The organism is Pseudomonas sp. MD195_PC81_125, assembly GCF_014060985.1.
Lineage (GTDB): Bacteria > Pseudomonadota > Gammaproteobacteria > Pseudomonadales > Pseudomonadaceae > Aquipseudomonas > Aquipseudomonas parakoreensis.
Genome location: NZ_JABULD010000266.1, coordinates 1 through 1,254 on the forward strand (window position 1 = coordinate 1; position 1,254 = coordinate 1,254).

Here is a 1,254-nt window from a genome sequence, read left to right on the forward strand (position 1 = left end):
CTTCGGCAGCTCCTACAGGTTCATCCGACAAAAACATGGGTGAGACTGTAGGAGCTGCCGGCAGGCTGCGATCTTTTGCGGCTCACTCGACCCAGCTGTAGAGCGGCGTATCCCCGCCGCTCGCCACTTTCACCTGTGAACTGTGGCGCAAGCGCACCAGCAAGCGCTTGCCCGCCGAGGCGCTGCCAGTCAATCCCTCAAGCTGCTCCAGCAGATCCGGCCCGCTGAGCTGCCCGGCCTTGCGCAACAGACCCTGCGCGACCTGCCACAACGCATCGTCCTGGTTCAGTGGTTTCGCTGCCGGCGTGCTCAATGCCGCTTCAGGCTGATCACCCTGCGGCTGCGCGCCAAGGGCTGCGCCGAGCTTCGCCCAATCACTGTCATCCAGCTCCACCGTCAAATCCACCGGCGTCGCGCCAACGGTTCCGCGTATCCGCAACATCTGCTTCGCTCCTGCACATTTCTGACCTGCATGCTCCCACGGGACTTGTGCAACGCCAAGCGCACGGGCAAACTCTGCGCACTTTCGTTATAAGATTACATAACAAACTCTTCACTTTACTTTCCGGAGACCGCCATGCGTCGTCTGCTCCTCGCTTTGCCGTTTGCCCTGTTGCCGCTGGCCATCGCCCATGCCGCCGATGAGCACGATCACGACCACGAGCACGGCAGCCTCGGTGCCCACGAACATGGCGTCGGCCGCCTGAATGCTGCACTCGACGGCCAGACCCTGGAGCTGGAACTGGAAAGCCCGGCGATGAACCTGGTGGGCTTCGAACATGCCGCCACCAGCGACGCCGACAAGGCCAAGGTCGCCGCCGCCCGCGCCAAACTGGAAAACCCGCTGGCGCTGTTCAGCCTGCCAACCGCCGCCGGGTGCAAAGTGGCCAGCCAGGAACTGCAAAGTCCGCTGTTCGGCGACAAGCCGGCTGCCGACGAGCATGACGATGATGACCACGACGAAGATGCCAAGGGCGGTGAAGCGCATCACCACGATCACAGCGAAATCCACGCCCACTACCAATTCACTTGCGCCACCCCGGGCGCCTTGAAGACCCTGGATCTGGCAAACATCTTCAATACCTTCCCGGCCACCCAGAAAATTCAGGTACAACTGATCGGCCCGAGCGGCCAGCAAGGCACCGAAGTGACCGCCAAGGCTGCCGCCCTGAAATTCTGATTGCCTGAAATATCCCCTGTAGGAGCTGCCGAAGCTGCGATCTTTTGATCTTGCCTTTAGAAACAGGATCAAAA

2 protein-coding genes are annotated in these 1,254 nt (G+C 61.2%); one reads left to right on the forward strand and one right to left on the reverse strand.

Going from position 1 to position 1,254, the window contains the following annotated elements; all coding sequences use genetic code 11:
• Positions 1 to 82 precede the first annotated feature (82 nt).
• Positions 83 to 442, reverse strand: a complete 360-nt coding sequence (locus tag HT737_RS11960; protein WP_182402644.1) for a hypothetical protein — start codon at positions 440 to 442, stop codon at positions 83 to 85.
• A gap of 135 nt (positions 443 to 577) precedes the next feature.
• Here HT737_RS11960 and HT737_RS11965 point away from each other — a divergent pair, with 135 nt between their 5' ends.
• Positions 578 to 1,180: a DUF2796 domain-containing protein gene (locus HT737_RS11965; RefSeq protein ID WP_182402646.1), complete on the forward strand. Its 603-nt coding sequence runs from the start codon at positions 578 to 580 to the stop codon at positions 1,178 to 1,180.
• The last annotated feature ends 74 nt before the right edge of the window (positions 1,181 to 1,254 follow it).